The organism is Rhodococcus sp. 05-2254-6 (genome assembly GCF_002258565.1).
Lineage (GTDB): Bacteria > Actinomycetota > Actinomycetes > Mycobacteriales > Mycobacteriaceae > Rhodococcoides.
Window position 1 is genome coordinate 22,551 of the sequence record NZ_NOZF01000161.1, and the last position, 6,266, is coordinate 28,816.

The 6,266-nt window shown below is 63.1% G+C and carries 6 protein-coding genes; 5 read left to right on the forward strand and 1 reads right to left on the reverse strand.

Annotation, left to right across the window (positions count from 1 at the left end; genetic code table 11):
• The first annotated feature begins 28 nt into the window (after positions 1-28).
• The 5 genes from CH256_RS22630 (at position 29) to CH256_RS22645 (ending at position 5,007) form a co-directional block, all read left to right on the forward strand.
• Positions 29-1,222, forward strand: a complete 1,194-nt coding sequence (locus CH256_RS22630) for a glycosyltransferase family 4 protein (protein ID WP_143536648.1) — start codon at positions 29-31, stop codon at positions 1,220-1,222.
• On the forward strand, positions 1,219-2,454 hold the full coding sequence (locus CH256_RS28200; RefSeq protein ID WP_218829153.1) for a hypothetical protein: 1,236 nt from the start codon (positions 1,219-1,221) through the stop codon (positions 2,452-2,454). Before CH256_RS22630 ends, CH256_RS28200 begins: the two co-directional genes overlap by 4 nt.
• Entirely contained in the window at positions 2,451-3,545 is a 1,095-nt protein-coding gene (locus CH256_RS28205; RefSeq protein WP_179272189.1) for a glycosyltransferase family 4 protein, read from the forward strand. The genes CH256_RS28200 and CH256_RS28205 overlap by 4 nt, the downstream gene beginning before the upstream one ends.
• An 83-nt stretch (positions 3,546-3,628) precedes the next feature.
• On the forward strand, positions 3,629-4,321 hold the full coding sequence (locus tag CH256_RS27810) for a hypothetical protein (RefSeq protein WP_143536649.1): 693 nt from the start codon (positions 3,629-3,631) through the stop codon (positions 4,319-4,321).
• The gene (locus CH256_RS22645) at positions 4,318-5,007 is read left to right on the forward strand and encodes an SGNH/GDSL hydrolase family protein (protein ID WP_179272190.1); all 690 of its coding nucleotides are present in this window, start codon (positions 4,318-4,320) and stop codon (positions 5,005-5,007) included. Before CH256_RS27810 ends, CH256_RS22645 begins: the two co-directional genes overlap by 4 nt.
• A 14-nt stretch (positions 5,008-5,021) precedes the next feature.
• Here the strand turns inward: CH256_RS22645 and CH256_RS22650 are convergent, their stop codons facing one another.
• A complete protein-coding gene (locus CH256_RS22650; protein ID WP_143536650.1) occupies positions 5,022-5,939 on the reverse strand; it encodes a hypothetical protein in 918 nt (305 codons plus the stop codon).
• Positions 5,940-6,266 lie beyond the last annotated feature (327 nt).

Genomic DNA, 6,266 nt, shown 5'->3' on the forward strand with positions numbered 1-6,266 from the left:
GCTGTCCTCCTTCACTGTTCATCCGGACATGCCCAGCGAGCCCGGCATCGGCTGGCAGTTTCTCATCGCCACGCTCGAGCACGCTCGGACGGTGGATGCGATGGTGGTCCTGGTGACGATGCGGCGCTCGGCACTGGCCTGCGCCGGGCGCGTACCCGCCGAGCTCGAACAGCACCTGGAGATCGTCACCGTCGAGATGCCGATGGCTCCTCCGTTCTTTCGATGGCACTATCCCCGGTTCACCCGCATCGAGCACGAGCTCTGGGTTCGATTGGCTGTCCCGTACATCCGTGAGATCGAGCGGACGTATTCGGTGGTCTATGCGCACCACGTCACGTTCGCCTCGGAGATTCTGTCGACGCCGATCACCAGAATGTCCTCGCGCGTCTACAAGGTCTGGGGCCCGGTCGGGGCGGGAGGTGTAGCCGAGGTGTTCGCCATCTCGCCCACTTCGCTCGCGTCACGCAAGCAATGGATTCTGCAGGCGGCGCGCGACCGAGTGGCCTCGTTCCCGGCGACTCGCATCGCTCGTCGATGCGATCTGGTCCTCGCACAGAACGGGGCAATGGAAGCGACCGTCGCGCATTCGAATACCCGTTGCCGTAGGTTCCCCAACGTCGTCGTCGATCGCCCGACCGACCGGCCTGCCCGGGCCGAACACGACGGCATCGTGATCCTGGTCGTCGGGCATCTCATCACGCGCAAGCGTCAGGAACTGGCGATCGAGGCGTTGGCCGCGAGCTCGTTGCGGCACGCCCACCTTCATATAGTGGGCTTCGACAGCACCAGTCATGGCGCGTATCTCCATCGACGCGCAGCCGTGCTCGGTGTGCAGGATCGAGTGACCTTCCACGGATCACTGGACCGCACAGCGGTATTGGACATGATGGTGCAATCGGATGTACTGATGCATCCCTCGGGTCGCGAAGGTGCGAGCGGCGTCGTGGGTGAGGCCGCGTCGTGTGGATTACCTGTGGTGTGTTTCGAGCGAACCGGAGCAAGTTCGGTGCTCCAGGATTCCGGCACGTCCGGGGTGGTGCTCCCGGCTGACACCGCGACCACTCGGGACATGCTGGCAGAGGCCATCGTTGGAGCCTCGGCCATGCCGAGGGTAAGTACGACGCAGTGGACCAAGCAGCGGTTCGTCGACCTCGCTGGGCAGCTGTATGCCGATGGCCTGGCCTTCGGCGCGGCGATGCCCGGCCGGACGGGTCGGTCATGATGACCACGAGTTCCGAGGTGGTGAGCCCCTCGGTCACCCGATCCGGACTGCTGATTCGCACTCTCGATCAGGGTTTGTGGTCTCTCGGGTTCTTCGTTTTCAACGTCACGGCCGGTGTGTCGTTGACCGTCGGCGAGTTCGCATCACTGTCGGTCGGTGCCGCACTGGGGTTCATCGCGGTCGGTACCTCGCGGGCATGGGGGATCTACGCCCCGATCGTCGACGCGGCACGGATAGGAGTTCGTCCCGAGGACTCCATCGACCGGTGGTCCAGTTGGCGGGGCACCCTCACCTTCGCGACCGTCGTCGGTGTTGCGTCGTTCGCGTGGATCAGCCGCGGCGGGGAGTGGGGTTATGCCGCCGCGGTGGGGGCGTTGGCGGCGACGATGGTGATCTCGGATCTACCGCGCCAGGTACTCATCATTCGGGGCAGCTACTCCCGTGCGGCACTGTTGGCTGCCCTCTACGCCGTCGGCGCGCTGGCCGCCGCCGGAGTGATTGCGCTCGGGATCGACAACGCCGCACTGCTGCCGATCTGGTTCTGCACCTTGTTGATCGTGCTCGCGGCCGGGCTCGCCTTCTGCGGCACAGCCACCTCCACCATCAAGTCCGAGTCCCACTTCTCGATTGCGTGGCGAATCACCGCAGAGGCGGTGTACCTGGGATTCGGAAGCCAGATCGCCATGCTGCTGCTGTATCTGATCCAGGACGACACCGCCACTGCCGGAATTCGATTCGCCTACTCGCTCGTCTTCGCACCGGCGTTCGTCATCATCCAGAGCATTCAGCCGTTGATCTTCAAACAGTTCGCCACACTCAGCGCGCAGGGCACTCGTGCGGTCCTCGCGGTCTCGGTGCGGTGGAACATCGCGGTGGCCCTCGGCCTCGGCGCGTGTGGGCTGGTGGGATACACGGCGCTCTCGACGGTGTTCTCACACATCGGTCCCGCCACCGCACTGCCGTACGTGGTTCCGGTGGGCTTGGCGATCCTGTCTGCGCAGACCTTCGAGGTAGCGCTGATGGCCACCCGATTCTTCGTCGGCCCCGTCTTCACGCATCGAGCGCGCTTGGCTTCGGTACTCGTCGACGTGGGGAGCCAAACGATCGGCGTATTCGTCGGTGGTGCAGCGGGATTGGTGTGGACGCTGATAGTGCTGAGCGGGCTGCGCATCGCTGTCTCGGTCGCGATGCTCGTCGTACTGCCACGACGCGACAGAACGGAGACGTCATGAGGGTCTTGTTCGACGGCTACTACTGGTTCGACGGTCCCCCCGCCGGCATCGTCATCACGCACGAGAAGATCGCGGCGTGGCGACGCGAGTTTCCCGACGATGTGCTCACGGTGGCCCTGCGGCGGAGTCCCACGCCGGCGGAAGCGGCGGACCTGCAACGGCAGGGGGTGCGGTGGATCCGCACGTACCTTCCGACGCAGCCGCTGAAGAACATGATCGAACTCTCGCTTCGAGTACGTCTCGGTCCGTACGACATGGCGTGGGGATCGAATTATTCTCCGCTGCTGGGCAAGTCGGCCGTCTTCGTTCACGACGCACTGTTCCAGTCCAACCCCGAGTGGTTCACCACGATCGAGCGTATCTACCTCTCCCCCATCATGATCGCCGCACGCGCGGCGAGTGTCCTGTTCGTCAGTAGTCGTACCGAGGCGGCTCGTATCGCTGCGCACAACCCACACCTGACGCCTACCGCCGTCACCGGCTTCGGCGTCTCTCACGCACTACTCGACGCGATTCCAGCACCCCCTCCGGCTCTCGACCTGCGGCCTGGTTCCTTCGTGCTGTCCGTAGGGCGGTTGAACACCCGAAAGAACTTGGCGACGACGCTGTCCGCCGCTGTCCGTTCGGGCGCGATCTCACCGACCCGCCCGTTCGTGGTAGTGGGGCCGGCCAACGGCAAGGCCGATCAGCTCGACCAACGAGTACTCGCGGCCATCGACGACGGCTCCATTCGCTACACCGGCTTCGTCGAGACCGAGCACCTGGCATGGCTGTATCGCAATACCGCTCTGTTCGTGTATCTCTCGCTCGACGAGGGGTACGGACTCCCTCCCCTCGAGGCACTGCGCCTGGGCGCCCCGGTGTTGGTGAGCGAGCGGCCCATCTTCCGCGAACTGCTCGGTGAGGCCGTTCGTTACTGCGATCCCACCGACGTCGACGCAGTGGCGCGGGCAATGACGCTGTGTCTGTCCACCGATCCACCACCGATGCCGCCCGGCTTCGAGTTTCCGTCGTGGGAACACATGGTCCATACGATGCGGGAGTCTATGGCCGGTCCGAAGTCCGTGTTCGGTCGGCGGTCGACCTCGTGATCCGGTGGCGTGTGGCGGTCGTCGCGGCTGTGGTCCTGGGGACAGCTGCGGGCTGCGGCAGCACAGCAGACACATATCGTCCGGTGACGGTCACGACGACCGATGCCGTGCATCAGCAGCCTCTGTCCACCATGTTGGCTGAGCCGAATGATCCCGTCGATATTCTGCTCATCGGGGACGGAACGGGCATCTCGCTCGGCGGCTGGGTGTTTTTGACGATGCAGAGCCTGGCACAGGAGTACGGCCGTCCGGCGGTGATCCACGACTGGAATTTTGCAGCAGGTACGGGTTACCTCGAGCCGTCGATCTCTGTCGCTGACGGCATCGGCACACCTATCTCTCTGTGGAACGCGTCGGTCTCACGCAACGTCGGTTTTCTGACCAGCGCGCTTCCGCAGATTCACCCACCATCAGATATCGATGTCGTGTTGGCCAACAACGGTCTCGACATGGGCCCTCGCACCCTTGCGGCCGAATCCGTTCCCCTGCTGCGCACACTTGCCGAGACGTATTCGCGAGCAGCGGTGGTGGCCATACTGCAACCGGCTCCACGGGACCCCAAGGAAACCGAGGACCAGGTGCGCGCGAATGTCCACGATCTGGAGGTATCCGCGCGCAAGAACGACTTTCAGATCATCGACGCGGCGACGACCGTCGACGGTGTGGAGGGAACCTACGACGGCGCAAATCGATACCCCAATTCCGAGGGGTCGCGACTATGGGCCATGGCGGTCACCGAAGCCCTGATAAAACAAGTGGGTGTACCGGCACCATGAGGGCAAAGAGCACGGTGCTCGTCTACGTCGCTGTCTCGGTCCTGATCGTGGCGTTCAGCGGAATTCTAGGATGGCAGATCGGATCACGGTCGGAGCCTCCCCAGTCAGCACCACCTCCCACACGGTTCATCCCGGATTCGGTGCCCGTGGTCGTGTTTCTGGGTGATTCGTACAGCAAGGGCATCGGAGCCTCCACCAACGGGAAGCGGTGGACGACGCTCGTGTCGGCGGCGATGGGATGGTCTGAGCTCAACCTCGCCGAGGGAGGCTCCGGATACACCACGACCTATCTCGGCCAGAAGACCGACTACGCAATCAAGCTGGATGTGGTTGCCGCGGCCCAACCGGACATTGTCGTCGTGTCCGGTGGCCGTAACGATTACGAGGCCGGCACCTCCAGCGTCACAGGGGCGGTTGCGTTGTCGCTGTTCGAGGCCATCAAGGCTGCGGCACCGAATACCGAGGTGATAGTCACCAGCCCGATCTGGGACTCGACCGAGCCTCCGGCGGACTTCGCGACGCTGATCGACGGAGTGAAGGCCGCCACCGCAAGCGCAGTGGCCCGATATCTCGATATCGGTGAGCCACTGGCCGATCATCCGGACATGATCGACCCCGACGGTCTGCATCCCAACGACGCGGGTCACCGGATCATTGCGGGCGCGGTCGTCAGTGTATTGGGGTGAAATTTGCTATGCCTTCAGGAACGGGCATCGACTCGATGGCGATTCGTCAGACCGAGAATGGCCGGCCAGACAGCAATGACAGCTCCGATCATAGCGAGCAGCGCAGAGACCGCGATCAGTTCAGTGTTTGCGCTGTACCAAGACTCCAACTGCTCGAACGGCTGCGGGCGCAATGCGTAGGTGAAGCGAGACGGGAGGACCGAAACGACCGCAGGAATGGCGAACACGACGCCGACTGCGATGCGCAATTTGCTCGACTCCGAGAGGGCAATCGTGCAGAGGGGTACCACGGCTGGAAGGGCGAACACCAGCAGTCGACTGGTGTCGGTAGCCATGGGAAGAACCGCAAGACTCAAGACTATTGTCAGAGCAAAGTACTGAAGATCCTGTTGCGCAACCAGATTCCGCCTGTGCGAAATCTGCAGAACCGCTACCGCGGCAAGAAGCCACCCTGCTCCCAGCCCGAATGCCAGCTTCACGACAAGCCCAACGGAGAACTCTGGCAGGAGGGCAGAGCCTGGGGCTGACGACACCACTCCGTAGTAGAGCAGCCCTGCGGACAAAACAAATGCGACAGCCAACTCGCGCCACCGGCGACGCAGCAATAGCAACAGCAAGAAGCCGATCACCACTTCCTTGACCGTGACACCCAGTACGACTATTGCCGCGAGTGCCCAGTAGTTCTCTCGCCGATAGCCGATACCGATCAGCGCGAATACCAAAAGCCCCGCAGAATCCACCAGAAACGGGTTCTGAAACAGCACGAGCAGTGCCACGCCTGTCGCACAGAAGGCCCACGCACCAACCATCGCTGAAGACGACGAGGCGTAGTTCAGACCGAGGTAGGTGATCGACCCAATCGCCAGAAACAGAAAGAGATAGTTCAGCGCCTGCAGCGCGCCTACGGATGCGCCATCCGCGAACGAAGCCACGAGCGGCACCAACCAACGTCCGCCCCACGGATACGGAGTCACGTCGCCCTGCGCCATTCCGATATACCGACCCGCATCAGACCCAGCGAGGCGGTACCACACGTCGTCAGCGTTACCGCTGCGAGATGGGATGAGAAGTACGCCCTATCGGTGTACACCCTCACGTGATGGTCCCCGTACAACCTCATATGTAGGTGCTCGGCGAGTCCTGTCGTAACTCGCCCACGACAAGGGCCACCCTTCGGGTTCGTCAACTTTGGCGGTAGACGATTCGAAGGGTGGCCCTTGTCGTGGGCGAGTTACGACAGGACTCGCCGAGCACCGACG

Bases quoted from the DNA above. Each gene is read 5' to 3' on its own strand.
- CH256_RS22630 (WP_143536648.1), top strand. From the start codon at position 29: ATGCCCAGCGAGCCCGGCATCGGCTGGCAGTTTCTCATCGCCACGCTC.
- CH256_RS28200 (WP_218829153.1), top strand. From the start codon at position 1,219: ATGATGACCACGAGTTCCGAGGTGGTGAGCCCCTCGGTCACCCGATCC.
- CH256_RS22645 (WP_179272190.1), top strand. From the start codon at position 4,318: ATGAGGGCAAAGAGCACGGTGCTCGTCTACGTCGCTGTCTCGGTCCTG.
- CH256_RS28205 (WP_179272189.1), top strand. From the start codon at position 2,451: ATGAGGGTCTTGTTCGACGGCTACTACTGGTTCGACGGTCCCCCCGCC.